Source organism: Acinetobacter sp. 24-47-62 (assembly GCF_056779765.1).
Map to the genome: position 1 here is coordinate 157,649 of NZ_JBWYIN010000004.1, position 25,795 is coordinate 183,443.

23 protein-coding genes are annotated in these 25,795 nt (G+C 38.3%); 13 read left to right on the forward strand and 10 right to left on the reverse strand.

Annotated elements, in window-relative coordinates; translation table 11 throughout:
• The first annotated feature begins 2 nt into the window (after positions 1 to 2).
• The 3 genes from AC1M87_RS04855 (at position 3) to AC1M87_RS04865 (ending at position 4,673) form a co-directional block, all read left to right on the forward strand.
• Positions 3 to 1,187 (forward strand): iron-containing alcohol dehydrogenase, encoded by a 1,185-nt coding sequence (locus AC1M87_RS04855; protein ID WP_481591777.1) that lies wholly within the window; start codon positions 3 to 5, stop codon positions 1,185 to 1,187.
• 266 nt (positions 1,188 to 1,453) lie between these two features.
• Positions 1,454 to 2,848, forward strand: a complete 1,395-nt coding sequence (locus AC1M87_RS04860) for an APC family permease (protein ID WP_035267885.1) — start codon at positions 1,454 to 1,456, stop codon at positions 2,846 to 2,848.
• 307 nt (positions 2,849 to 3,155) lie between these two features.
• Complete coding sequence (locus tag AC1M87_RS04865) at positions 3,156 to 4,673, forward strand: outer membrane protein transport protein (protein ID WP_035267884.1); 1,518 nt, start codon at positions 3,156 to 3,158, stop codon at positions 4,671 to 4,673.
• A gap of 37 nt (positions 4,674 to 4,710) precedes the next feature.
• Here the strand turns inward: AC1M87_RS04865 and AC1M87_RS04870 are convergent, their stop codons facing one another.
• The gene (locus AC1M87_RS04870) at positions 4,711 to 5,163 is read right to left on the reverse strand and encodes a hypothetical protein (RefSeq protein ID WP_481593095.1); all 453 of its coding nucleotides are present in this window, start codon (positions 5,161 to 5,163) and stop codon (positions 4,711 to 4,713) included.
• A gap of 167 nt (positions 5,164 to 5,330) precedes the next feature.
• Between AC1M87_RS04870 and AC1M87_RS04875 the strand changes: the two genes are divergently transcribed.
• On the forward strand, positions 5,331 to 6,410 hold the full coding sequence (locus AC1M87_RS04875) for a hypothetical protein (RefSeq protein ID WP_481593096.1): 1,080 nt from the start codon (positions 5,331 to 5,333) through the stop codon (positions 6,408 to 6,410).
• 59 nt (positions 6,411 to 6,469) lie between these two features.
• Here the strand turns inward: AC1M87_RS04875 and AC1M87_RS04880 are convergent, their stop codons facing one another.
• The 4 genes from AC1M87_RS04880 to cysG form a co-directional block, all read right to left on the reverse strand.
• A complete protein-coding gene (locus AC1M87_RS04880; RefSeq protein WP_481593097.1) occupies positions 6,470 to 7,444 on the reverse strand; it encodes an isopenicillin N synthase family dioxygenase in 975 nt (324 codons plus the stop codon).
• A 108-nt stretch (positions 7,445 to 7,552) separates the two neighbouring features.
• Positions 7,553 to 8,887: a solute carrier family 23 protein gene (locus AC1M87_RS04885; protein WP_481593110.1), complete on the reverse strand. Its 1,335-nt coding sequence runs from the start codon at positions 8,885 to 8,887 to the stop codon at positions 7,553 to 7,555.
• Between the two features lie 450 nt (positions 8,888 to 9,337).
• Entirely contained in the window at positions 9,338 to 9,817 is a 480-nt protein-coding gene (locus AC1M87_RS04890) for a tRNA (cytidine(34)-2'-O)-methyltransferase (protein ID WP_035267879.1), read from the reverse strand.
• Positions 9,818 to 9,845: 28 nt separating this feature from the next.
• The gene (gene cysG, locus AC1M87_RS04895; protein WP_481593098.1) at positions 9,846 to 11,231 is read right to left on the reverse strand and encodes a siroheme synthase CysG; all 1,386 of its coding nucleotides are present in this window, start codon (positions 11,229 to 11,231) and stop codon (positions 9,846 to 9,848) included.
• Positions 11,232 to 11,430: 199 nt separating this feature from the next.
• Between cysG and AC1M87_RS04900 the strand changes: the two genes are divergently transcribed.
• The 5 genes from AC1M87_RS04900 (at position 11,431) to AC1M87_RS04920 (ending at position 16,443) form a co-directional block, all read left to right on the forward strand.
• Positions 11,431 to 12,681, forward strand: coding sequence for a dienelactone hydrolase family protein (locus AC1M87_RS04900; protein WP_035267873.1), 1,251 nt, complete (start codon positions 11,431 to 11,433; stop codon positions 12,679 to 12,681).
• Between the two features lie 45 nt (positions 12,682 to 12,726).
• On the forward strand, positions 12,727 to 13,248 hold the full coding sequence (locus AC1M87_RS04905; protein ID WP_481593099.1) for a flavin reductase family protein: 522 nt from the start codon (positions 12,727 to 12,729) through the stop codon (positions 13,246 to 13,248).
• A 30-nt stretch (positions 13,249 to 13,278) separates the two neighbouring features.
• Positions 13,279 to 14,364, forward strand: coding sequence for an LLM class flavin-dependent oxidoreductase (locus tag AC1M87_RS04910; RefSeq protein ID WP_481593100.1), 1,086 nt, complete (start codon positions 13,279 to 13,281; stop codon positions 14,362 to 14,364).
• A gap of 60 nt (positions 14,365 to 14,424) precedes the next feature.
• On the forward strand, positions 14,425 to 15,267 hold the full coding sequence (locus tag AC1M87_RS04915; RefSeq protein WP_257219853.1) for a hypothetical protein: 843 nt from the start codon (positions 14,425 to 14,427) through the stop codon (positions 15,265 to 15,267).
• A gap of 156 nt (positions 15,268 to 15,423) precedes the next feature.
• Complete coding sequence (locus AC1M87_RS04920; RefSeq protein ID WP_481590631.1) at positions 15,424 to 16,443, forward strand: AraC family transcriptional regulator; 1,020 nt, start codon at positions 15,424 to 15,426, stop codon at positions 16,441 to 16,443.
• 67 nt (positions 16,444 to 16,510) lie between these two features.
• Here AC1M87_RS04920 and serS read toward each other — a convergent pair whose 3' ends face one another.
• From serS to rplU, 5 genes are all read right to left on the reverse strand, one after another.
• A complete protein-coding gene (serS, locus tag AC1M87_RS04925; protein WP_179997729.1) occupies positions 16,511 to 17,782 on the reverse strand; it encodes a serine--tRNA ligase in 1,272 nt (423 codons plus the stop codon).
• 112 nt (positions 17,783 to 17,894) lie between these two features.
• Positions 17,895 to 18,680, reverse strand: coding sequence for an RsiV family protein (locus AC1M87_RS04930; RefSeq protein WP_481593101.1), 786 nt, complete (start codon positions 18,678 to 18,680; stop codon positions 17,895 to 17,897).
• A gap of 110 nt (positions 18,681 to 18,790) precedes the next feature.
• Positions 18,791 to 19,489, reverse strand: a complete 699-nt coding sequence (gene lolA, locus AC1M87_RS04935; RefSeq protein WP_035267863.1) for an outer membrane lipoprotein periplasmic chaperone LolA — start codon at positions 19,487 to 19,489, stop codon at positions 18,791 to 18,793.
• A gap of 217 nt (positions 19,490 to 19,706) precedes the next feature.
• Positions 19,707 to 19,964, reverse strand: a complete 258-nt coding sequence (rpmA, locus tag AC1M87_RS04940) for a 50S ribosomal protein L27 (protein ID WP_035267862.1) — start codon at positions 19,962 to 19,964, stop codon at positions 19,707 to 19,709.
• Positions 19,965 to 19,983: 19 nt separating this feature from the next.
• A complete protein-coding gene (gene rplU, locus AC1M87_RS04945) occupies positions 19,984 to 20,295 on the reverse strand; it encodes a 50S ribosomal protein L21 (RefSeq protein WP_035267860.1) in 312 nt (103 codons plus the stop codon).
• 407 nt (positions 20,296 to 20,702) lie between these two features.
• Here rplU and sdsA point away from each other — a divergent pair, with 407 nt between their 5' ends.
• The 4 genes from sdsA (at position 20,703) to AC1M87_RS04965 (ending at position 25,795) form a co-directional block, all read left to right on the forward strand.
• Positions 20,703 to 21,680, forward strand: coding sequence for an All-trans-nonaprenyl-diphosphate synthase (sdsA, locus tag AC1M87_RS04950; protein ID WP_481593102.1), 978 nt, complete (start codon positions 20,703 to 20,705; stop codon positions 21,678 to 21,680).
• A gap of 23 nt (positions 21,681 to 21,703) precedes the next feature.
• Entirely contained in the window at positions 21,704 to 23,755 is a 2,052-nt protein-coding gene (locus tag AC1M87_RS04955; RefSeq protein WP_481593103.1) for a site-specific recombinase, read from the forward strand.
• Between the two features lie 163 nt (positions 23,756 to 23,918).
• Complete coding sequence (locus AC1M87_RS04960) at positions 23,919 to 24,554, forward strand: phosphatase PAP2 family protein (RefSeq protein ID WP_035267854.1); 636 nt, start codon at positions 23,919 to 23,921, stop codon at positions 24,552 to 24,554.
• A complete protein-coding gene (locus AC1M87_RS04965) occupies positions 24,554 to 25,795 on the forward strand; it encodes an efflux RND transporter periplasmic adaptor subunit (protein WP_035267853.1) in 1,242 nt (413 codons plus the stop codon). Before AC1M87_RS04960 ends, AC1M87_RS04965 begins: the two co-directional genes overlap by 1 nt.

Sequence of the window (25,795 nt, forward strand, 5' to 3'; positions counted from 1 at the left end):
GCATGGCTAAACCATATTATGAATTTTTCTGTCCAGTTAAAGTGATTGCTGGTAATGCTGCGCTTGAACACATTCCATTTGAGCTAGATTCAATGGGTTCAAAAAAACCACTCATCATCACAGACAAAGGCGTACGTGCCAATGGTCTACTTGAACCAGTGGAAGCTGCTTTTGCAGCGACAGAAGTAAAAATTGGCTCAATTTTTGATGAAGTTCCACCGGACTCAAGTTTAGAAACAGTAAAAGCCGTGACTGAGATGTATCGTAACAATCAATGCGATGCCATCATTGCAATTGGTGGTGGTTCAGTCATCGACACAGCTAAAGCTGCCAATATTCTCGTCTCCGAAGGAGGTGATGATCTGCTGAAATATTCAGGAGCTCACAACCTACCTCGCCCATTAAAGCCTTTTTTTGTTATCCCAACAACATCAGGTACAGGTTCTGAAGTCACGATGGTTGCTGTGGTTTCAGATACAGCGAATAATCAAAAAATGGCATTTGCTTCAAAATATTTAATGCCTAGTGCTGCAATTTTAGATCCACGTATGACTTTAACATTACCTCCACACCTCACAGCAATGACAGGAATGGATGCAATGACACATGCAGTTGAGGCCTATACGTGTTTGGCAGCGAATCCTATCAGTGATGCTTACGCTACTGCTGCAATTAAAAAAATTAGTGAAAACTTGTTTAAAGTTTTGGAAAATCCAAAAGATGCTGATGCCCGTTTAGAACTTGCTCAAGCATCAACCATGGCTGGAATTGCATTCTCAAATGCAATGGTCGGTATTGTTCACTCTCTTGGACACGCTCTAGGTGCAGTTGCTCACTTACCACATGGTTTGTGCATGAACTTATTCCTCCCTTATGTGCTCGATTACAACAAGGATGTGAATGGCGATAAGATTGCTGATCTGTTATTACCGCTTGCAGGTACTGATATCTATGCACAGACACCAGCAAATCAACGTGCAGATAAAGCTATTGCGATTATCAACACAATGCGTGATCGCATTTATGATTTAACTAAACTGCCACGTACATTACGTGAGACAGGCAAAGTTACGCAATCTCAATTAGATGAAGTTGCCGAAAAAGCGTTAAATGACGGATCAATCATTTTCAACCCTAAAGAAGCAACATTAAAAGATTTGAAATCTATCTTAGAAAAAGCTTGGTAAATTTCTCAAAATAAGTAAAGATACGCTTAAAACTAGCCTGATGTTTTTTTAGACATCAGGCTTTTCATTTGTTAGTTGTTTTAACTCATGAGTTCAATACTTTTGGCATAAATCCTGCTAAAAAACTCACACAAACTACTGACAAACTGCACCAATATGGTTTAGATTGGCGCACTTTTGAAAAAACATTAGGGGGGATCGTTCGTCTCAAACGATCCTTAATTGATTTGACTGATCCTTGATCAACGATTAAGAGGATAAAGCCGTTGACTAATATAACTGGGACTCAATCGGCAGCTAAACTGCAAAAAACGCTAGGACTCTGGCATATCATTATTATCGGTTTAGCTTATATTCAGCCAATGACGTTGTTTGATACTTTCGGTTTGGTATCAGAAGAAAGTAATTTCCACGTTCCTACATCATATATTTTTGCACTTGTTGCAATCCTACTGACTTCATTGAGTTATGGTCATATGATCCGTAGATATCCATCTTCAGGTTCAGCGTATACCTATGCTCAAAAATCTATCCACCCTAACGTTGGTTTTATGGTTGGCTGGTCATCATGGTTAGATTACCTGCTCTCCCCCATGGTCAACATCATCCTTGCGGTGATTTATCTTGAGGCTTTATTCCCTGATGTCAATCATTGGGTCTGGGTCATTGTGTTAACAGCATTTATGACAGGTATTAACCTTCGTGGTGCGCGATTTGTTGCAAATTTCAACAGCTTAATTGTATTCGTACAATTAATTGTGATCGCTGTATTTACATGGATGGTCTATACCAAGCTCCAAATGGGATATAACGCGGATGGTCCAATCTCTGCTGAACAACGCTACCAACTTTGGAGTTTAGAACCATTTTGGAATGAGTTAACTTCAGTGGGTGCCTTGATCACAGGTGCAACATTACTCTGCTTCTCATTTACAGGATTTGACTCACTCAGTTCTCTCGCTGAAGAAACTAAAGATACTGAGAAAACGCTACCAAAAGCAATTTTCTTAACTGCTTTAATTGCAGGGATTATCTTTATCGTCAGCACTTACTTCATGCAGATCTATTTCCCTAATAATCCGGGATCATACTTCCAGAATATTGCAGAAACTCAACCTGAAATTTTGTTGTTGGTTGGTGGATCTTTGTTCCAGTCTTATGTGCTTGCATTTGCCATCATTACTGTTATGGCATCAGGTATTTCTGCACATGCAGGTGTATCACGCCTTATGTATGTTATGGGACGCGATGGTGTCATCAATAAGAAAATTTTTGGTCACATCAGCCCTAAAAACTTCACTCCATCATATAACATCATGATTGTAGGTGCAGTCGCATTAACCGCTGGTTTTATGGATTTAGACTTTGTCATTTCATTAATTAGCTTCGGTGCGTTAACAGCATTTAGCTTTGTGAACTTATCTGTTATCTCACGCTATGCGTTACGCGATGGTCGTACTAAAACAGCGAAAGAAATTATTAATTTCGTTATCGTACCATTACTCGGCTTTATTGCAGTATTTGCATTGTGGTTAGAGGTCGATCAAGCATCGCTTAAATATGGTTTGATTTGGGCGATTGGTGGTATTTTGTATTTAGGTTATAAAACCAAAGGCTTTAAATACCCTGCTCCACAACATGATGAGTTTAATGATCGTTAAAAATTGATTTTTTAGAAAAGGCGCTTAGGCGCCTTTTTTTATCATGGAAATTGACCAAAATGATCAAACATCAATCAAAATTTATTATTTAAAAAATAAACTCTACATCATAATATGCAGCTTTATTTCAAAATAATGAGACAAATAACACATTTAAACGCAAATACATGAAATTAAATAAAAAATGATTGGCAAAAAATTACATATTTGTCAGGATACTCATTGACCAAAAATTACACGATGTGTATAAAGAGCAAAATATTTGAGTAAAAGCTCTAATAATATTCATTACACAGGGAATGTAATAATGCGTTTGAATACACTTACTGGGGCGATTTTGGTCGCAATGTTTCCAACCGCGGGCGCTTATGCTGCAGCTATGGATCGTTCAGGCCAATCGATGAATGGCTTTTTACAGCCAGGAAACTATGTAGATTTTAGTTACTCAATTTTGGATGCTGATCTTTCAGGAACAATGAGAACTGAACCTTCGGGTCCTGCATCTGCAGGATTAAGAGACCCGAATGGTTGGAATATGCCTACAGCAGATGATATTAATGCAGGTGGGGAAATTGCGGGCTCAAATTTAAGTGATATTGCAGACACGTTCGGATTTGCAAATATTAATTTAAAATTTCAAGTGACTGACAATATTTCATTAGGTTTAATTTATGACCAACCTTTCGGAGCAAAAGCCTCTTATTCAAATTCTGATAAAAAACATTCCAGAGTCAACAGCTCAGGACGATTGCCATTAGGTGACCTTGAATCTGCGACAAAATATGGTGCATTTCACAGTGAGTATGGCAGTACAGAGGCTGAAGTATCGACAAATAGTTTATCTCTAGTCGTAGGCTTCCAACCTAATGAACACCTTAATTTTTATGCAGGCCCAGTTTATCAAACAGTAAAAGGTGATCTTAGTTTACAAGGAACTGCTTACAGTCTATTAGGTGGTTATTTATGTAATTCACAGACTAGTGGTGTAGCACTGTGTAGTACTTTTAAGGAAAAAGGTACAGGTTCAAGAGATCTTCTTGGTCGTGATACAAGAAAAGATTATCAAGGCTATAAAGCAAGTATGCCTGAAGAAGGTGCTTTTGGTTGGCTAGCGGGTGCTGCATTTCAAATTCCTGAAATAGCATTAAGAGCTTCATTAACCTACAGATCAAAAATTTCTTATTCAGTTCAAGCTGAAGAAAGTATGCCTGAAGTGATTACAGATACATTACCTATTGTACATCCAGGGTGGCATATTGTAGATAAAATTGGGGCACTTGGTACCGACTACCAATATGCAGAAGGTAAAACCTCAGCATCAACTCCACAATCAGTTAACCTTGATTTCCAATCAGGTATCATGGCTGATACATTAGCTTATATCAATTTACGTTGGGTAGATTGGTCTGAGTTCAAAATCCGTCCATACAAATTTGGAGTTTTAACTTCTTCGATTACTGAGGGACAAGGTAAAGGACCTCGTGGTTTCGACTTAATCGCTTATGAAAAAGATCAAATATCTGCAACATTCGGTATCGCAAGAAAATTAAATGAAAAACTCGCATTGACCATTATCGGAGGATGGGACTCTGGTGCAGGTGAATATGTTTCTACCTTAGGTCCATCTGAAGGTTTTTGGAGTGCAGGATTAGGTGGTCAGTACAGCTTTAATAAAAATACATTCATTCAAGCGGGTGCACGATATTTTTGGTTAGGTGATGCAAAAGCTCAATCTGCTAGTTGGTTCGGAACCGATCGCTATGATGCAGATTTTAAAGACAATACAGCTATTGGATATAGCTTTAAAATTGGTTACCGTTTCTAGAGTTTAAAAAGCACGGATTTTTCATCCGTGCTTTTTTTTAAATTAATCGACAACTAAAACCTAATTTAGTATCAATTTGATTATCTTTGAATCCCAAATACTCAATAAACCTGTTTCGATCATCCACAATTTTCTGTTCATCTATAGACATACGATGGCGATTTTTTTGCGCTAAAGAATATGTTTCATCTACAGAAGCTTGATATATATGACATAATTCAAGCTGTTTCTTACTTTTTAACACCAAATTTTTTCCTGTCCGCTCGAAATCATTTCGTTTTAACGCCGTACTCCAATTTTCCAAATTTTTGAACATTTTTACTTTCATCTGAGCTAATGCTTGATCGATTTCTTGTTGAGTCAATGGATTAATATTATTTAAATCCGCTTGTTCTTTATTTTCATTTTGTGACATTACTTTAGAGGTCGTCATTCCTGCACAGATGATTACTATAATTCCATAGCTGTATTTTTTAATGTTTTTAATCATACATCCCCGTATCTAATTTATTTCGATAAATTTATGCTCGTATTAGACAACTGATATTTTAAAAAAGCCATTTTAATAATGTAATAGATTGAAATATTAAAGGATTAAGGCATTTTTTTTGCATTATCAATTCACTGATTTAATTATATATTTTTGGTATTGAATTTATGAAAAAAATGTTTCCATTAGGCTGTGCTGGACTAGGCATACAAGCCTCATCATTTGAGCATCCAGTATCTCTTGAAGAACCATCAATAATGGAAAAATTCGACCTACTTGCAGAATCGAGCGTGTGGGATTTTATCGATCACATTCCGACTCATCGTGAAATGATTGATGATTACATTAAAGGGAGTCAAAAATACAATATCTCAGTTTATTCAGGTTACGGATGCTATATTTGGGGAGAACATGAAAAAATATTCAAAGAAAATATCGAGCTTACATGTGCCGTAGGCGCCAAATACCACAACATTATGCTTGCAGCAAAAGACAGTAAATTCAACTATCTTAATGATCAACAAGTTGCTGATGCCTATTTATATTTTTATGAGTATGCCCTAAATAAGGGTATAACCATTACCTTCGAAAATCACGTAGATAATTGGTCTGAAGATTATCGCCGGGTAGAAAGAGTTGCAGCTTTAGTCAATCATCAAGGTATTCCATTTAAAATGGCGATGGACTATAGCCACTGTATTTTCAAAATCGAAAATCCAATCGAATCTTATATCTCATTTCAACATGACCAAGAAGCGATTAGAAAACTTGATCCTTTCAACTGCGATAGTTTTGCAGATGATTGGTTAAATCAAAATTTGGTGCATTGGGGGCAAATACGTCCTGCGGTTCCAAACGGGCCATTAAATACATGGTCCCAAGAATACAGCCCATGGGAAGGTCACGGTCTTAATCGCCCTGGAAGAGGCATTCAATACCCATTTAGGCAGCCACCAAAAAATGCGTGTCCTCATGATGAGTGGCATGCATATAAATTAAGCTGTACCAAAGAGGTCATTCGCAAGATGATTGACCATTATTTAGATCATGAGGATACAAATATTGAAATCATGACCGTGGATAATATTAATTTATGGTCCTATGGTTTGGGTTGGAAATATAATATGTTTGCAGATAGCTGCGAAGTAGCACGCTATATCAGACAAATATATGCGGAAAGAGCATCAATTCATCATGCTAAAAAAGGACTAAGTTCTGAGGACTTTATCAATCAATATCGCTCATAAATCATTAAAATAATTAAAAAAAGCATTATATTGATAATGCTTTTTTTGTATCGCGATATTTAAGCTACCGCATTCTCTTCCGCTTTTTTATACGAACGATTATACATTTCTTCTAAATGCTCCCCTACTGTACATGGTGCATATAAAGGTAATTCACCTTCTTTCAATGTTCCTGGAACTGGCTCAATCACAGCGTGATAGTCTGGTTCATAAAAAAATGGAATTGAGTAACGATAAGCACCATTTGAAAAACTATTTTTTACTCGATGTGGATTGGAGTGATATAGACCATTGGTCCATTTTGGAATCATATCACCTAGATTAACTACAAATGTTCCTTCAATTGGTGGTGCTGCAACCCACTCTCCGTCAGGCATGCACACTTCTAATCCGCCTATTTGATCTTGTGCCAAAATGGTGACTGACCCCCAATCTGTATGCGCGCCAACGCCATATGTTTCATCATCATCTCTAGGTGTAGGTGGATAACGCAACATACGTAATGTTCCCATAGGATCTTTACTAGAAGCATCAAAATAGTTCGATGGCAGATTTAACGTTAATGCCAAAAGTTGCATCAGAAAATTTGCCAGTTTATACATTTCATCGATGTACTCCTGACAAATCAATTCACATTGAGGTAATTCTTCAGGCCACTGATTTGGACCATAGTTTTGATATTTAGCGATTGCAAAAGGATGATCTTGAGGATAATTACGACCACAATAAAACCCTTCTTTATAATCTGGCTTGCCGTAAGGGTCTAATTGCTGACCATTTAGTTTATCAAAACCACGGAATCCAAAAAAATTACGTACATCATATTTTTGCTTAACGTCTTCTGGAAGCGCCAATAATTCTTTTGCTAATGCAAACTGTCGCGTCATCATTTCTAAAGGAACTGTATGATTCTTCATATAGAAAAAACCTGAATGCATCGCAGCTTTTCTCAGTTCAGCAACTGCACGTTTAGTCGCCTCACTTTCTGGTTTGTTTATATCTACGCCTGCTAAATCAATTACTGGTATTCCCATTTTTATCCCCTTGTATCAGGTATACATCTTTTACGTTTTCATTATCTTGCTGAAACTTTCGACAATTTAGGATTGACTAAAATTTGTCTTAAAAGCTAAGTCTCAAACTTAAGTTTTTTCTGGTACAACGTCTGCTACTATTTGATTCTGCTTTTGCTTAGCTCGATTAAAAATCAGATTTAGAATAATTCCAGCAAATGTCGCCGTTGTAATGCCGCCGAGATCAAGTCCACCAACCATAATCGAATAGTTCCCTGCGCCCATAATCACAGTCACTGATGCCACAATAATGTTGCCGTTTTGAGTAAAATCGACTTTATTTTCGATCCAGATTTTCGCACCAGCGATTACAATTAAGCCGAAAACAATCATTGAAGTCCCTGTCAAAATTGCGACAGGTAATGTGCTAATGAGTGCTCCAAATTTTGGTGATAATCCCAGAATAATGGCGACAATACCCGCAATTACAAAAACCACTGTAGAGTAAATACGCGTTGCCGCCATGACCCCAATATTCTCTGCATATGTAGTTAATCCAGTTCCTCCTATAGCACCAGACATAGAGGTACATACCCCATCTGCCAAAAATGCTCTACCCATATAAGGCGTAATATTTTTGCCTGTCATTTCACTTACAACTTTGAAATGCGCAAGATTTTCAGCAATAAGAATAAATGCGATAGGTAGAATCAGCAGAATTTCATTCATTTGAAATTCAGGTTGATATAAAGTTGGTAAACCAAACCATGCCGCATTTGAAACCGAGCTAAAATCGATTGGTTTACCCATTCCCATCATGTTAGCTAAAACAAAATATACAAGATACGAAACTATCAAACCCACCAATAGCAATAATCGTCTCAACATTCCTCTTGTAAATACTGCGACACCACCAATACACATTGCGGTTAACAAAGCCATCCATGTATCAAACTCATTACCTGATACAGCTTTAATCGCCCCAGGTGCTAAATTTAATCCAACTATCATAATGATTGCACCAGCAACAACTGGTGGTAAAAGATTCTCCATCCATTGAGAACCCGTTTTCATTACAAGCAAACCCATCAAGGCATAGAAAATACCACATACCACTATTGCACCTAAGGCAATCCCAATATTTGGATTTAACCCTGAACCGGTATAGCCTGTTACAGCAATCACAGCACCAATAAAAGCAAAACTACCCCCAAGATAGCTTGGCACTCTCCCACCTGTGATAAGGAAAAATAATATCGTGCCAATACCAGATAACAGGATCGTTAGACTAGGATCAAACCCCATGAGCAGCGGTGCCAACACTGTTGCACCAAACATGGCAAATGTATGTTGAAGTCCAAGTACAATACTTTGTCCTGCAGGCAAGTACTCGTTCATGGCAACGGGAGTTTTTTCAATATCTCCTTGAAAAGGAGTAAATTTGGAAAACCAATTCTCTTTCATCACATACCACCCCATTGGTAATGTGAGCCAATGTCGAACATCTTTAGACATTGGCTGTACAATGATAAATTCATTTCGTTTAAGTACAAATCACAGTTCGTCTATCAAATTTATCGGAACCATATATTCACTTTAACTAAGCAACAAATATACCAATTGGTCGAATTTCTAATATCTCATTTGGATGACAGCTAGTTTAAGATCAACAAAAATCAAACCTAACACTCTGTTTTATATAAATATTAACTTCATTAACAAATGAAAAAATTTGACCGTTTTGTATATTTTTTAGACTTTTACTCAAAAAAATTGAATTCCCGAAATATAAAATCAAATCGTATTTAAAATCATTATTTTAATTTTATTCTTAATGAATATTTCATCATATGAGCCAAGTTTTACTAAACTTTTATGCATTAAAAAAGGTCACCTTTCGATGACCTTACTGACTTAAGTTAAATCTTTAAATCCTTGTTGTCGCCATGCTTCATAAACAATCACTGCCGTAGCATTAGATAAATTTAAGCTTCTAGAATTTGGCGCCATGGGCAAACGAATCCAATGTTGCTTTGGGAACATCATACGGACATGTTCAGGTAGTCCGCGCGTTTCAGGCCCCATGAGTAAAGCAACGGGTCTATTAAGATTCGAGGTATGTGGTGTTTCGGTACCTTTGGTCGTTAAAGGATAAATCGAATCTTGATCGACACCTTGACTTGCTAGATTTTCCAGACAAGCTTCGATATTATCCCAAATCTGCATGCGAGCCCATTCATGGTAATCTAATCCAGCACGCTTTAACTTCTTATCATCCAGCTCAAAACCTAGCGGTTTGACCAAATGTAATTGTGCTCCTGTATTTGCACATAAACGGATAATGTTTCCTGTATTTGCAGGAATTTCTGGTTCGTATAAAACAACATGAATCACAATAATTTCTCAACTTTATAGCAGACTTTTACAGTTCGTCTTGCCATTTCAACTGTTCTCTTAATTTCACCACCTCACCAATAATGGTCAAAGTTGGCGCCTGAATTTGATTTTCTAACACTTTCGAAGCGATATCTGCCAAAGTCCCCACAACAACTTTTTGTTCTGGTGTCGTACCTTTAGAAATTAAAGCAACAGGCATGTCTGCTCGTTGACCATGTTGAATAAGCTTTTCACAGATTTTTTCTAATCCAACAAGCCCCATGTACAGTACCAATGTTTGGTGTTCATACACGAGTTCATTCCACGGAAGTTCAGGAGAACCTTCCTTCAAATGTCCAGTCAAGAAGCGAACACTTTGTGCGTAATCACGATGAGTTAAAGGGATACCCGCATATGCTGAACACCCTGATGCTGCGGTAATTCCGGGAACGACCTGAAATGAAATTCCTGCCTCATAGAGTTCTTGAATTTCCTCACCACCTCGCCCAAAAATAAAAGGATCTCCTCCTTTTAAACGGCAGACACGTTTGCCTTCATTCGCATATTTCACGAGTAAAGCATTAATACCTTCTTGTGGAACAGCATGATTTGACCTTGCTTTACCCACATAGATTTTTTCAGCATCCCGGCGGCATAACTCCATAATAGCACCAGAAACTAAACGGTCATAAATCACAACATCTGCTTGTTGCATCAACCTTAAAGCTTTGAGTGTTAGAAGCTCGGGATCACCTGGACCTGCCCCAACTAAATAAACTTCACCTTTGGGTTTGTTCCATTCTATTAAAGACTGATGAATAATTTTTTCTGCTTCAGCCAGATTATTATTAAATACACGCTCTTTGAAAGGTCCAGCATACAGCTCTTCCCAAAAGATACGGCGTTCATCAGGATTTTCAATTTTTTGTTTTACACGTTGTCGCCATTCACCAGAGATTTTAGCTAATGTTCCGATTCCATGCGGGATTACAGTCTCAAGTTGAGTTCTAATCTGTCTGGACAATACTGGGGATGTCCCATTACTCGCAATTGAAATAACAAGTGGAGAGCGATCAACAATTGCAGGGACCATAAATCGGCAATGTGGTGGATCATCAACACTATTCACCAATACATTTAAGTTTTCACATTCTTCAAAAACTTGTTGATTCACTAAAGGCTGATCTGTGGCAGCAATCACTAAACGGTAATCGTTTAATTTTAAATCGTGATTTTCAAAATGAGCTTGAATGTATTGACCAGAGCTTTTCTCGACAATCTCTAAAAGTTGCGCCTCAATCTCAGGTGAAATAACCGAAATTTCTGCTCCTGATTTTTGCAGTAACAGTGCTTTGCGATATGCAATATGCCCTCCACCGACAATCAAACAAGGTTGCTGCTGCAATTTTAATGAAATTGGAAAAATATCCACTGAATCGATCCTCATATGCCTACTATATTTTAGCACCTTCTCCACGACTCAAGCTGCTTAAAAGTAAGCAAGTGGTAGCTTTTTTAACAGATGCATATCGATGAAGGGACCTAAAACGGATAAAACTTGAACTCTATTTGGATAGTCAAAAATCCTGCTGATGCCGATGATAAGTTCAACAGTAAAGGAGATTATCGAGATGGCTGGTTCATATATTGATGTACATTCATCAGCAGGTTCGTTTAAAGCATATCTTTCAGTACCTGAAGCAGGTAAAGGTCCTGGTCTTGTGTTATGTCAGGAAATTTTCGGTGTTAATGAAGTTATGCGTCAAAAGGCAGACTTTTTGGCTGAAGAAGGTTATACCGTTATTGTTCCTGATTTATTTTGGCGTATTCAACCTAATGTAGAACTCGGTTATACCGAAGAAGACTTTCAAAAAGCATATGACTTATATACTCAATTTAATCAAGATCTGGGTATTGAGGATATCAAATCTACAATTGAAACACTCAAATCCCTTGAAACAGTTGATCAAGATGCAGGTACTGGATTGGTCGGATACTGCCTAGGCGGTAAATTGGCATATCTCGCAGCTTGCCGCATTCCAGATTTAAAGTGTTCTGTTTCTTACTACGGTGTAGGAATCGAGCAAAACCTAGAAGAAGCAGTCAACATTCAATCCAAACTGGTTCTTCATTTTGCTGAACAAGATCAGTTCTGTGATTCTAACACTCGTGATCAAATCCTACTTGCTCTACAAAACAACTCAAAAGTCGAAACATATATTTATCCAGATGTCGATCATGCCTTTGCTCGCCCACAGAGTATGCATTATCACAAGCCTAGTGCACTCATGGCACATGAAAGAACCATTACAGCTTTACGCAAAGCAATAGGACCAAATTACGACCTTGCTGCGCTATGGGAAGAGCATGTTCGATTTGAATTTGACACTCGAAATGTTCCAGACACGATGGCAACAATGGTGGCAGAGCCTTATGTCAATCACATTCCAACATTGACAGGTGGCGTCGGCTACAAACAATTAGCTCGCTTCTATCAATACCATTTTGTTCATAACAATCCAAAAGATATGAAACTGACGCCTATTTCACGAACTGTAGGCGCAACTCAAGTCGTTGATGAATTCATTATGAGTTTTACTCATGATGAGGAAATTGATTGGTTAATTCCTGGAATTAAACCGACGGGAAAATATGTAGAGATTCCAATGCTTGGCATTATTAAGTTCCGTGGACCGAAACTATGTCATGAGCATATCTATTGGGATCAGGCAAGTTTACTGGTGCAAATTGGCGTATTAGATCCAACTGGACTACCTGTTGCAGGTGTTGAAACTGCCAAGAAACTTTTAGATGAAACTTTACCCTCAAATGAACTGATGCCAACTTGGCCATCCAGTGAAAATAAACCGATTGGCGAATAAAGGAACTCATTCTGACAATCAGAATTAAGATGAAGGATTATGATCATGTTAAATGAAATGACACCTGTAATACAGTTGGAGCAACGCTCGTTACGCCAACTCTTAGGTCAGTATGCAACTGGGATTACAGTAGTAACTGCATTAGATTCAAATCATAAAAAAATTGGAATGACAGCGAACTCATTTACTTCTGTATCGCTTGATCCACCTTTAATTTTATGGAACATCGCAAAATCTGCGACACATTTCGAAGATTTCAAACAGGCAGAATATTTTACCATCAATATCTTGAGTGAAGATCAGTATCAAGAGTCTAAGCATTTCTCAAAATCTTCTGATGACAAATTCGAAGGCTTAGATGACGTTGATGAGTATATGGGCATCCCCATTCTAAATAAATCCTTAACCACTTTTGTTTGTCGTCAGTATGAGCTTCATGAAGCTGGGGATCACTACATTATTGTGGGACAAATTGAAGCCTGCCGTAATCAGCTTGGAAATCCATTGGTGTTCCATAACGGGCAATATAAACAAGCAAATCTTCATCAAGCATTTGCTGGTGTATAGCGAATTCACGAAATTTAAGGATTTTTTAAAATGAATCAACATCACTTTTTCAATGATAATCGCTTTCTACTCGGCTCATTTGCTTCTAACTGCTCAGGTGGAATGACCATTTCAACTCTTGAAGATCGATGGAGTGCGAGCTGGGAAAAGAATCTCGAACTTGGAAAAATGCTAGATGAAGCTGGTATCGACTTCATGTTACCGATTGCTCGCTTTACAGGCTATGGCGGTGAAACAGACTTTCAGGGAACAATTTTAGAGACCATGACTTGGGCGGCCGCATTATTGGCTTTAACCAAAGACATTACAGTTTTTGCGACAATTCAGACTGTCCCCAATCATCCAGTTGTAGTTGCCAAGCAGATTGCAACGCTATCTGAGATTAGTCAAGGTCGTATTGGACTCAACATTGTTGCAGGCTGGAATAAACCTGAATATGAAGCACTCGGTCTACATTTACCTGATGATCACGAAACTCGTTATGGTTATGCACAAGACTGGTATGACCTGATTAAAAAAGTATGGACCAGTGAAGAAAAATTTGATTTTGAAAGTAAGTTTTTCAAAACCAAAGGAACTTATGGAAAACCAAAACCACTTGTACATCCGCCTATCTTCAATGCTGCTGGTTCAAAAAATGGACGTGAATTTGCCGTTAATAATGCGGACTTTCTTTTTACACCAGCTTCAGACTTGGGCAGAAGCAAGATTGAAATTGATGAGCTTAAACAAGCAGCTCGCGACGTAAACAGAGAAGTCAATGTGATGACCTTCTCCCATGTCATTTGCAGACCTACACAAGAGGAAGCCAAAGCAGAATGGGATCGTCAATTAAACAATGCTGATACTGTTGCCGTTGACAATCTGATGAGCTTAATGTTTGCACATGCTCAAAGTTTCCCAAAAGAGGTTCAACAATCGATACGTGATGCAATGAGTGTAGGCCATGGTGGCTTTCCATTAGTCGGTACACCTGAACAAGTTGCGCAAGGTATTTTAGATTTAAATGAAGCTGGTTTTAGAGGAACGACACTTTCATTCCTCGATTATAGCCGCGAATTTCCGTATTTCCGTGATCATGTTTTACCAATTTTGGAAAAGCATAATATTCGTTAATCCACCACTTAAGCCGACAGTTTCACTGTCGGCTTATTTATTTTAAGAGGGAATTTAGCTGTGAATTATATTTTAAAGGGGTTATTCACTGGATCAATCTGCTTTGCATTAGGCACTGCAGTTCAAGCGGCAAATTGGAGTGATACTTCACTGGCTGTCAGTTATGGTCAAGATTTCTCAGAACCATTTAAAGACGGTGATTTTGACAAATATATTTTTAGTCTTGTACACCTAAGCGGCTATAAATATGGCACCAATTTTTTTCAACTCAATATGCATCAATCCTCAGCTGAACCAAATGCAAACAAAGCTTCTGGACGAGGAGCTCAAGAGGCATATGCAATTTATCGTCATACCTTAGATATCCCAAGTATCACGCAACACAAACTGAATGATTCTAGTTGGTTCAAGACATATGGTTTTACAGTAGGTTTTGACTGGAATACAAAGAATGATGATTATGGTTCAAATCGACAAATGTATGTTGCTGGTCCAAGTGTTACATTAAATACACCAGGCTATCTTAATCTCAGTTTGCTAGGCTATTATGAGAGCAATGATGCTAATGTACTGAGTAAAAAATATACCTATGATCCTTACTTAGCACTTCAAGTGCTTTGGGATTTTCCTATTATGCAATCGAATTGGAATTATCAAGGCATAGGTGTTTGGATGAGTACCAAAGGGAAAGATCCTTTTGGTGAGCCTACCGCCAGTGAAATCTTTGTAGACATGTCTTTAATGTATTCTTTACTTAAAGATAAATCTGCCAATCAACCAAAATTGAAAGCTGGGATTGCTTATCAATACTGGAAAAATAAATATGGTAATGATGCATCTGGTGTTGCTGGTTCAGGAGCGACCGCGAGTAGCCCTATGTTACGTGTCGCTTACCACTTTTAAATAACATATCAAATTAATCTAATTTAGCACCAAAAGAGTATTTTTATATTCTGCTATTTTAGATTAATTTATTTATTTGAGATAAAACAAAAAAAGCAAAATCATGGATTGATTTTTGCATAAGTAATGATAAGCAAGCTAAGGATAGAGGTATTTATGTATAGCCAGCAACACAGGTCTATTTCTACGATTCAATCACATACGCAGAATATTCATGATGCCAACCATTGTCTTGATTTAATCATTGGCCCACATGATTTAGTCGATTTTAATCAATATGAACCATTGGATTTTAGTTTTAATGGATCGCAAATCGGTCGTATGATTATTGGGGATTTAACATATGGTAAAGATGTAATTTTCAAAACGCATACGCATGAAAATATGAACCACTTTTGTATAACGCGCCCTAAAAATGGGCGACCACTATTTAAAAAAGATGGTCAAACTTTTTACGCCTGTTATGATCAAGCATCCATTGTTTCACCTGAAGATAAATTTGAACTAATTATTGACAAAGACTGTGTGCAAACATTCATTTCTTTTTCAAAGACTTTTGTTGAAAAAATACTTTCAGATTTAATCTCTCAGCCAGTTACCGAACCTTTGGTATTTCAAAATGTGATGGATCAAAACAACCCGAAAATTAAAGCATGGTGGGATTTAATTGACAGTATTAAAAATTTCACAAACAATTTTACCAATACTTCATTTTTTCAAGAAATGCGCTCAGATTTTGAATATATTATTGTGAAGTCATTATTATTATCTCAACCCAATAACTATAGTGATTTAATTTATAAAAATACTTTAGATTATCCTGACTTCTTTACTCGCTTATTAGAATTCATACAAAAAAATATACATCAAAAAATTGAAATTTCAGATTTAGAATATGCATCTGGATTAAGCAAAAAAAAGCTGAATACAATTTTCAAAAAATATTTAAAATGCAGTCCAAATGCTTATATACGCCATTACCGACTTAAATGTATTTATAATGAAATTTCACAGTCTACGCATAAAATTAATATTACTGAAATTGCTTATAAATGGGGTGTTACACATTTAGGTCGTTTTTCACTTGAGTATAAAGATGCATTTGGGGAAAAACCGAGTGAGACCTTAAAAAAAATTATTGAAAGGCAAACAGGCAGTGCTCAACTCATTCATTAAAACACGTTCATTAAAACACTCAAAAAAAAGCTAACTCAATTGAGTTAGCTTTTTTGTGTTTTATCGATTAATCGATAAAACTTTGTCCACCCATATAAGGACGTAAGACTTCAGGAATCTCAATTGAACCATCTTCACGTTGATAGTTTTCCATCACCGCGAGCAAAGTACGACCAACTGCTAAACCTGAACCATTCAAAGTATGAACAAACTCTGTTTTCTTTTGATCAGCACGGTAACGAGCTTTCATACGACGAGCCTGGAAATCCCCCATGTTTGAACACGATGAAATTTCACGATAGGTATTTTGGCTTGGTACCCAAACTTCTAAGTCATAAGTCTTCGTTGCACCAAAGCCCATATCACCACCGCATAGGATGATTTTACGATATGGCAATCCAAGCGCCTGTAAAATACCCTCAGCATGCCCTGTCAACTCTTCCAATGCTTGCATAGAGTCTTCAGGTTTAACAATTTGAACCATTTCTACTTTGTCAAATTGGTGCTGACGAATCAAACCACGTGTATCACGGCCATAAGAACCAGCTTCACTACGGAAACAAGGTGTATGAGCAGCATATTTCAATGGTAGGCGCTCAGGATCAATAATCTCATCACGCACAAAGTTGGTCACAGGCACTTCAGCAGTTGGGATCAAGTAATATTCTTTGTCACCTTGAAGCTTGAACAAATCTTCTTCAAATTTAGGCAACTGACCAGTTCCACGTAATGAATCAGCATTCACTAAATACGGTACATAAGCTTCTGTATAGCCATTTTTCAATGTATGTGTATCTAACATGAACTGCGTTAGTGCACGTTGTAAACGCGCAAGCGGACCCTTGAGCACACTGAAACGAGTACCTGTTAACTTAGTCGCTGTTTCGAACTCGAGTCCACCCATCCACTCACCAAGATCAGTGTGATCTTTAATTTCAAAGTTGAATTCACGAGGCGTACCCCATTTTAAAATTTCAACGTTGTCATTCTCATCTTTGCCCTCTGGCACCGACTCATGAGGTAGGTTTGGAATAGAAAGTGATTTTGCTTCAATTTCAGCTTGTAGTTCTGTTAATGCAAGCTCAGCAGCTTTAATTTCATCTCCGATCGCGCTCATACGAGCCATGATTTCAGAGGCATCACCACCTGCTTTTTTGATTTGACCAACTTGTTTAGCACCCGAATTACGTTCTGCTTGTAAAGCTTCAGTCTTAGACTGAATTTCTTTACGACGAGCCTCTAAAGATGCCCATTCTTCTACGTTGAGTTGCACGCCACGTTTAGCTAAGGCTAAATTTACAGCCTCTATATTATTTCTAAGTAATTTCGGGTCGATCATGGTTAATCTTTTCAGGGAAAAAAACTGCCTATAGTGTAAGCGCTTCGTTGAAAAAAATACAGTCGAAGCGCTGACAGCTGAAGCTTATTGAATCAAATTAAAATAGAGTCAACTACTCAGCAGCGAGTTTGGGTAGGTTTGGAAGATATTCTGACTGTATCAAACCATTCACACTCACATAAGGTAAAGTGAGTTCGGACATTCCTTCAGCATAGGACGCGAGTTCATACAGCGGATAAACAAAGACGATACCATCAACTCCGTAATAGAAATTGTCACTTAATTCGAGTTTATCTTGTTCAATATTGTGATCTGTAAGCCACATACTATTAGCACTATAAAGTGTTTCTAATAGCTTTTTATTTTGACCTTTCACAATTAAATCTTGTAGTGCTATTCTTTTTTTAGTTTTTAAATCGAAATGAACATATTCTTTGTGGTACATCCCATGTGCTGCACCAGCAGGATATACATAGCTCAGATATTCAAAACTCGCTATATTCTGATGTTGACTTAAATAACGTACCACAGTCTGACTCTGACTCAACTTCAGCGGATCCACAGTAGTTGTCTCTGTATTCTTAGTAGCCGATTGGAATGGTATAGGGTCTGCTTTTTCAATTCGATTTTTAAAATACGTATTAATCCACGGATGATTAGTTTCAACCGTTTGGAATGAATATTCTGTACACCCTGCCTCATCGCATACTTGCTTCTGTTTAGGCTTTAATTCGACGTTCTTCGATTCGATATACCAAGATTCTGATTGTTTTGCTTGCACAGCAGTCTCATTGCTTTTTTTAGTTTCTGCATCAGATTTAGGCTGACAAGCGCCTAACATGATCATTGATGCACAAATAACACTCAATTTTCCAAACCGATTCATGTGTTTTAGCATATAGCCTCCAATAAAAATGAGTGTTTAACACAGAGACTATAAATTCTAGATGACATGAATTCAGTTGAAATTTGTAGTTAAAAAAAGCAGCGATAAACGCTGCTTTTATATTATTGGTCAATAATGTCTGTGCCTTTAGGCGGTGTAAAGTTAAATGTTGAATCCGGAATACCTGCATTCACTTTCACATTACTAAATTTAACGTGTGTAGTTTGTCCTAATGAATCTTCTAAAATCATTAAGCTTGGCGCTTTATTTGCACCGAAACTAATGGTCAGACTCTGAAAGGCACCATCTTTCTGCTTAGGATATAACGTGTAATAAGTTTTAGCTTTATTTGGCTGTGTTACACGATATGACTGCATAATTTGGTTGGTATTACCAGACAATAATAATGCTGGTGTATTGGCAACTTGCTCATCCATATTTTGACGAATTGCCTGCTGTAGATCTGGGTCATAGATCCAAATCATCTTTCCAGAAGTCACAATTGTTTGTTTTGCTGGTGCTGTAGTTTCCCAATAGAACTTACCTGGACGAGCAACTTTCATCACCCCAGTAAAAGTCTGATTCATATGTTGAGCACTCAAACCTTGTTTTTGTGGTGCTTTACTAGATTTAGTTGCTTTCGTTGTTTGTTCAAAATTTGCCGTTAAACTTTTTATTCCGTTTAATTGACGAACCAAGTTTGCGGTCGCTTGTTGCTCCGAAGCAGCCACTGGCGCTGCGAAAACTTGAGTGCTTGCGACTGGTGCCATCATTGCAGCACTCATTGTAATTGCACCAATCGTTTTACGAAGCATAGTCATGATCCCACCTTTTGTTATTGATCATCATTTGATATGGAGTCATCTTAAACCAAATTTGATCGCTAATAATTGAGAAAATAAGAACTTTTGTATTGTTATTTAGCTAAATTGTTGAAAATACTTCATCATGATGAAGATTCACTTCAGTTCAAAAACTTTCTTTCAGATATAAAAAAACCCACTCAAGAGTGGGTTTTTTGGTTATGCCTGATAAAACTTATACAGTTTCAACAGATACATAACGACGGCCAAATTGACCTTTAACTTCGAATTTGATCACGCCATCAGCGGTAGCAAATAAAGTATGGTCACGACCCATACCAACGTTAGCACCAGCGTGGAACTCTGTACCACGTTGACGAACGATGATGTTACCAGCAGTCACAGCTTGACCACCGAACATTTTAACACCTAACATTTTAGGATTTGAGTCACGACCGTTACGTGTCGAACCACCGGCTTTTTTAGTTGCCATGTCTATTTACTCCTCGTAATTAGCCTGAAATAGCTGTAATTTTCAACTCAGTGAACCATTGACGGTGACCTTGTTGTTTACGATAGTGTTTACGACGACGCATTTTGATGATGCGGATTTTGTCGTGACGACCATGGCTAACTACTTCAGCAGTTACTTTAGCACCAGCAACAACTGGAGCACCAATTTGAATGCTATCACCGTTCACTAACATTAATACGTCATCAAACGTAATAGTAGAACCAGTTTCAGCTTTCAATAATTCAACTTTAAGGGTTTCACCCTCAACAACACGGTGTTGTTTACCACCGCTTTGGATTACTGCGTACATAATGTACTCCAACAGGCCCGTGTCGTCGTGCCGATAAAGGAATATATCGATCTTAAAACGAACGCCACTGGGGGTTATTCAAGGGCAAGGATTTTAAGTGATAATGAAATAAACAACAAGGTCTTTTGTCTAAAAGTTAAATTTCAACCCGAAATATCTATTTCTTACATGAAAATAACAATTTGCTGATTGATTAAACTATATTTATTCACAAAATGAACTACTTCGAATATCAAATAACATATCAAGTTTTATTGGTATTATGAAGATTAAATCACAAACATGAATAGAAACTGAACAACATTAAGAAAATCATGCATATTCATGTGGTAAAGCGACCAAAACTTTCACTTAAATTGTTACACTAGCTGAGTAACATCTACTGTTTGTATAAGGACTTCATTGTTATGGCCATCGATTTTAAGCAAGACATTCTCGCACCTGTTGCTACAGACTTTGCTGCGATGGACCAACTTATTAATGAAGGAATCAGCTCTAAAGTTGCTTTGGTGATGTCAGTCAGCAAACATGTGGTTGAGGCAGGTGGTAAACGCATGCGTCCTATTATGTGTTTATTGGCTGCTCGCGCTTGCGGTGAAACCAACCTAGAGCATGCCCAAAAGTTAGCTGCAATTATTGAAATGCTGCATACCGCTACACTTGTACATGATGATGTCGTAGATGAGTCTGGGTTACGCCGTGGTCGTCCTACAGCGAATGCAACATGGAATAACCAAACCGCTGTCCTCGTTGGAGACTTCCTCATTTCTAGAGCGTTCGATTTGCTCGTAGATTTGAACAATATGGTGTTATTAAAAGACTTCTCAACAGGAACATGTGAAATTGCTGAAGGAGAAGTACTTCAACTGCAATCTCAACATCAGCCTGAAACCACTGAAGCGACGTATTTAGACATTATTCACGGCAAAACATCTCGTTTGTTTGAATTGGCGACTGAAGGCGCTGCGATTCTTGCCAATCAACATCAATATCGTGAAGCACTCAGAAAATACGCAGGTCATTTCGGGAATGCATTTCAAATCATAGATGACATACTCGATTACACCTCTGACGCAGAAACACTTGGTAAAAATATTGGCGATGACTTAATGGAAGGTAAGCCAACACTGCCACTGATTGCTGCTCTACAAAAAACTTCTGGTGCAGAGCACGATATTATCCGTCGTAGCATCACTACAGGTGGGACTAAACATTTGGATCAAGTGATTCAGATTGTTCAAAACTCTGGTGCACTAGATTACTGTCGCGAACGTGCTGTTGAAGAAACTACAGCAGCTCGTGAGGCATTGTTACAACTGCCTGAAAGTATTTATCGTCAAGCGCTTGATAATTTGGCGCAATTAGCATTAGATCGAATCCAATAAACTTCAACTAAAAAAATTTGCGTATGCATATAAACTTTAATGATCTTTTTAAACAAATGCAGGAGCAACTTGACCATCATCAAGCTGCTCCAGACGAAAACATACTCATTGAACTCGTTAATCGCATCCGTCCATCAGACAGTTATAACCTAGAAGAAATTAATCAAAAATTTCAGGCGTTGATACAAGCGTTATTAATTACGCCGACTGCTGCCACCACTTTTCAAGCCTATATCGTTCATCTGATCAATCGCTATAAACAAACCACTATTTATGCGGACAGTGGGATTCTTTCTCTAGATGGTTTTTGGAATCAGTTGGGTCAACGAATGGGAGCGCATGTTCTTCCCCTTTTGACCGATGAAACTGATCTAAAAGATTTAGTCTTCCGTGTCTTTCATTTACGTAGCGATAAATATTGGCTAGAAAATATTGAAGATCAGCAATGGATTCAGTTTTTTCAGATTGTCAATCAAAGTAATGGCAGCTTAGATGCAAAATTTGGCATCAAACGCGACATGATTAAAGCCATTACAGTTTTATCTTACCGTATCAGCGGTATTGGACTTTATCCTGAGTTTATTAATGCACAACCAGAACTGACTGAATATGAGTCACCTTTTTTGGTGCAGAATCGTGAAATCATTGAATTTATTGAGCTATACAAAAAACATTATAGTGAAGCTGATGATCTTACTGAAATGGTCGTACCCGACGCCAACCAGGCTTTGGTGATGATCGAGCAGTGCCGCGATGTCGTTTTGAAGATTCGTCGTGCTACGAAAAGAATTGGGGTGAGTTTAAGTCTCACTTATTTATTGTCTTTGCTTGAGCAATGTTTAGATCGTATTGAAATATTACTGAACTTATTGACTGAAACTGGAAAAGTTCAATACTTAGCACTAGCTGAGTTATGTCAAGATTTAGTTGCGGCTCACTATGAGGAGCGAAGTGTTCGAGAGCTTTTAAAAACAAACAGTGAATTAATCGCATTACAAGTCACTGAAAATGCCAGTAAAACAGGCGAACATTATGTAAGTACCAATAAAGCTGGTTTCTTCAGTATGTACAAATCAGCCGCAGGTGCAGGCGTCATTATCGCTATCATGGCGACCTTGAAGATTCTCACTGCGCGCATCGCCATGGCACCTATCATGCAAGCCTTCGCGTATAGCATGAACTATGCATTAGGTTTCATGTTGATCCATGTACTCCATTTTACGGTTGCAACCAAACAACCTGCTATGACTGCAGCTGCCCTAGCCGCGACAGTTCAACAAAAGAAAGGGTCTCGAACGGCACAAATCGCAGAACTTGCTGCACTGATTATCAATATTATCCGTACGCAGTTTGTCGCTATTCTCGGCAATATTTCCATTGCAATCCCGGTTGCAGCATTGATCACCATGATGTGGCCGTTGATTTTGGGTGAACAATTACTCAATCACAGTAAAGCAACATATTTACTTCATAGTTTAAATCCTTTTACATCCCTAGCAGTCCCACATGCAGCTATTGCAGGTGTATGTCTATTTTTATCTGGTTTGATCGCAGGTTACTTCGACAACATGGCAGTGTATCGTAAAGTCGGACCTCGCTTAAAAGCACATCATCGCTTAAAAAACTGGCTAGGTGCTGACAGACTGGAAAAGTTTGCAAACTATATTGAACGTAATTTAGGCGCACTAGCCGGGAATTTCCTTTTCGGAATCATGCTAGGCAGCATGGGGACAATTGGTTTTATTCTTGGTCTGCCTTTAGATATTCGCCATATTGCCTTTGCTTCAGCAAACTTTATGCAGGGCCTATTGAGTATCAATGGCACACCTGAAATAGGACTCATTATTGTTTCATTCCTTGGTGTATTATTAATTGGTTTGACCAACTTATTTGTCAGCTTTAGTCTCACTATTATTGTGGCATTACGCGCACGACGTGTTCGTTTTGAACAATGGAAACCTCTGGCAAAATTAGTATTTACTCACTTTGTTACACGACCAATGGACTTTTTCTGGCCCCCAAAACAACCTTTAGAGGTCGAAGATCCAATTTCACCAAAGAAATCTTCTCATTAGATATTTGTGTTATTTTTTGTGCTAAAAATAAGATGCACATTGTAATGAAATTACTATAAATTATGCTTTTACACTGACTTGAAAAAAAGTGTACTGGCGAGTACACTTTGACGCATTCATGCAATAAATGTATGCGACTATAATATAACTCAGGTTATTTTATATGCCTTACTTACTGATTTTAATAGGTTGTTTAGGAATAACGATAAGTAGTATAGGAATCTATATTCCAACGATACAACAGCTCGATCTCACTGCTGTTTCATGGATGAGTCAACACCGCAATCCCCTCATAGATGGAATTGCGGTTTTATTGTCTCATGTTGGCGGTTTACCGATCATGCTGATGTGCGTGGCGATTTGGACCTTACAGCAATGGCGATTAAAACAATATGCTAACTGTCTATTTATCTCACTTGGTCTCGTTGGTGGTGCCTGTCTTGGCTGGTTACTCAAATATGCTTTCGACCGACCTCGTCCAAATGCAATTTATCAAATCGTTGAAACTTATGGAGCCGCATTTCCAAGCGCACATAGTCTCTATGCAGCAGTGATTGCTGGTTTGATGATCATGATCTTTCGAAACCATCATCAAAGTAGAATCATTTTTGTCGCTGCCTGTATATGGTTTGTTGGCATGGGTTTTTCACGGGTTTATCTCGGTGCTCATTACCCGACAGATGTTGTTGCAGGTTGGAGTATTGCGTTGATATGGCTGACTATACTGTGGTTAGTCCTATCACAACGGATAGCAAAGCAAACAATTATTTTTAGAGAAAAATCTAACGAGGTGGAATAATGATGTCGGCAAAGCTTTGGGCCCCTGCCCTCACTGCTTGTGCTCTTGCAACAAGTATTGCACTTGTGGGTTGTAGCAAAGATCCAAAAGATGCAGAGCAAGCCGCTGCACAACAGCAAATGCCGCCAACTGAAGTTGGTGTCATCGTTGCTCAACCACAAAGTGTTGAACAAACTGTCGAGCTTTCGGGTCGAACTTCAGCCTATCAAATTTCTGAAGTACGTCCGCAAGCAAGCGGTGTGATTTTAAAGCGTCTGTTTGCTGAAGGTAGTTTTGTGCGTGAAGGACAACCTCTGTACGAAATTGATGCAAATACCAACCGTGCGAACTTAGACAGTGCAAAAGCAGCCTTAGTTCGTCAAAAAGCCAATCTCAATGCGCTTCAAGTTAAAGCTGACCGTTATCGCCAACTTGTCGGTATCAATGCTGTGTCTAAGCAAGAATTTGATGATCTACAAGCACAAGTTAAATTGGCACAAGCAGATGTTGCAGCTTCAGAAGCAGCGGTTAAAAATGCGCAGATTAACTTAGGTTATTCTACTGTTCGCTCACCAATTTCAGGGCAATCAGGTCGCTCTAGTGTGACTGCAGGTGCATTGGTAACGGCTAATCAACCTGAAGCATTGGTAACAATCCAACAGCTTGATCCAATCTATGTCGATATCAACCAATCAAGTGCTGAGCTTCTTCGTTTACGTCAACAGTTGAGTCAAGGCAGCATCGACCGCAGCAACAATACTAAAGTTCGTTTAAAACTTGAAGATGGCAGCATCTACCCTATTGAAGGTAATCTTGCATTCTCTGATGCAAGTGTAAATCCAGAAACAGGGACAGTTACCCTACGTGCTGTGTTCTCAAATCCGAATCAATTATTATTGCCAGGAATGTTCACTAATGCTCAAATTGTGCAAGGTGTAATTCCTAATGCGATTTTAGTGCCTCAAGCGGCTGTGACCCGTACACCAACTGGTCAAGCGACTGCGATGATCGTGAATGCGAAAGGTGCAGTTGAAGTACGTCCAATTGAGACTGCAGGTGTTCAAGGTAAAGATTGGATTGTGACCAAAGGTCTAAATACGGGTGACAAGGTCATTGTAGATGGTGTGGCGAAAGTAAAACCCGAACAACAAGTTGTAGCTAAACCTTACCAACCTCAAGCTGCAGCACCGCAAGCCGGCAAAGATGGTCAACAAGCAAAGCCAGCAGCTCAATCTGAACAAAAAGCTACTTCAAATGCATAA

Excerpts from the sequence above, each read along its gene's own strand:
- AC1M87_RS04855 (WP_481591777.1), top strand. The coding sequence starts at position 3 with ATGGCTAAACCATATTATGAATTTTTCTGTCCAGTTAAAGTGATTGCT.
- AC1M87_RS04865 (WP_035267884.1), top strand. The coding sequence starts at position 3,156 with ATGCGTTTGAATACACTTACTGGGGCGATTTTGGTCGCAATGTTTCCA.
- AC1M87_RS04870 (WP_481593095.1), bottom strand. The coding sequence starts at position 5,163 with ATGATTAAAAACATTAAAAAATACAGCTATGGAATTATAGTAATCATC.
- AC1M87_RS04875 (WP_481593096.1), top strand. The coding sequence starts at position 5,331 with ATGAAAAAAATGTTTCCATTAGGCTGTGCTGGACTAGGCATACAAGCC.
- AC1M87_RS04880 (WP_481593097.1), bottom strand. The coding sequence starts at position 7,444 with ATGGGAATACCAGTAATTGATTTAGCAGGCGTAGATATAAACAAACCA.
- AC1M87_RS04885 (WP_481593110.1), bottom strand. The coding sequence starts at position 8,887 with ATGAAAGAGAATTGGTTTTCCAAATTTACTCCTTTTCAAGGAGATATT.
- AC1M87_RS04900 (WP_035267873.1), top strand. The coding sequence starts at position 11,431 with ATGGCTGGTTCATATATTGATGTACATTCATCAGCAGGTTCGTTTAAA.
- AC1M87_RS04905 (WP_481593099.1), top strand. The coding sequence starts at position 12,727 with ATGTTAAATGAAATGACACCTGTAATACAGTTGGAGCAACGCTCGTTA.
- AC1M87_RS04910 (WP_481593100.1), top strand. The coding sequence starts at position 13,279 with ATGAATCAACATCACTTTTTCAATGATAATCGCTTTCTACTCGGCTCA.
- AC1M87_RS04920 (WP_481590631.1), top strand. The coding sequence starts at position 15,424 with ATGTATAGCCAGCAACACAGGTCTATTTCTACGATTCAATCACATACG.
- serS (WP_179997729.1), bottom strand. The coding sequence starts at position 17,782 with ATGATCGACCCGAAATTACTTAGAAATAATATAGAGGCTGTAAATTTA.
- AC1M87_RS04930 (WP_481593101.1), bottom strand. The coding sequence starts at position 18,680 with ATGCTAAAACACATGAATCGGTTTGGAAAATTGAGTGTTATTTGTGCA.
- lolA (WP_035267863.1), bottom strand. The coding sequence starts at position 19,489 with ATGACTATGCTTCGTAAAACGATTGGTGCAATTACAATGAGTGCTGCA.
- rpmA (WP_035267862.1), bottom strand. The coding sequence starts at position 19,964 with ATGGCAACTAAAAAAGCCGGTGGTTCGACACGTAACGGTCGTGACTCA.
- rplU (WP_035267860.1), bottom strand. The coding sequence starts at position 20,295 with ATGTACGCAGTAATCCAAAGCGGTGGTAAACAACACCGTGTTGTTGAG.
- sdsA (WP_481593102.1), top strand. The coding sequence starts at position 20,703 with ATGGCCATCGATTTTAAGCAAGACATTCTCGCACCTGTTGCTACAGAC.
- AC1M87_RS04955 (WP_481593103.1), top strand. The coding sequence starts at position 21,704 with ATGCATATAAACTTTAATGATCTTTTTAAACAAATGCAGGAGCAACTT.
- AC1M87_RS04960 (WP_035267854.1), top strand. The coding sequence starts at position 23,919 with ATGCCTTACTTACTGATTTTAATAGGTTGTTTAGGAATAACGATAAGT.
- AC1M87_RS04965 (WP_035267853.1), top strand. The coding sequence starts at position 24,554 with ATGATGTCGGCAAAGCTTTGGGCCCCTGCCCTCACTGCTTGTGCTCTT.